Genomic DNA, 257 nt, shown 5'->3' on the forward strand with positions numbered 1-257 from the left:
GCCCAGCGTGGCCGCGGCTGCTTCGCGCCGCGCGGCCAGCGCGGCAATGTCGGCATCCAGGCGCGCCAGCGTGCCTTGCGCCGTCTGCGCCGCGTCGAGCAGGCGCGCGTGTTCGCGGTTGGCCTGGTCCCAGGCTTGCTGGGCGGCGTCGCGCGCGAGTTCGGCGCGGCGCAGGTCGCCGTCGCGTGTTTCGAGTTCCGCGTACGCCTTGCGCAGTGCGGCCTGTGTGTGTGTTTTAAACATATGACGCTGCCGAC

The 257-nt window shown here is 72.0% G+C and carries 1 protein-coding gene; it reads right to left on the bottom strand.

Going from position 1 to position 257, the window contains the following annotated elements; translation table 11 throughout:
- On the bottom strand, positions 1–243 hold a 243-nt coding region (locus ACEN88_RS35740; protein ID WP_413347128.1), incomplete at its 3' end, for a hypothetical protein.
- Between the last annotated feature and the right edge of the window lie 14 nt (positions 244–257).

Source organism: Massilia sp. CT11-108 (assembly GCF_047302915.1).
GTDB classification, from domain to species: domain Bacteria; phylum Pseudomonadota; class Gammaproteobacteria; order Burkholderiales; family Burkholderiaceae_D; genus Telluria; species Telluria orientalis.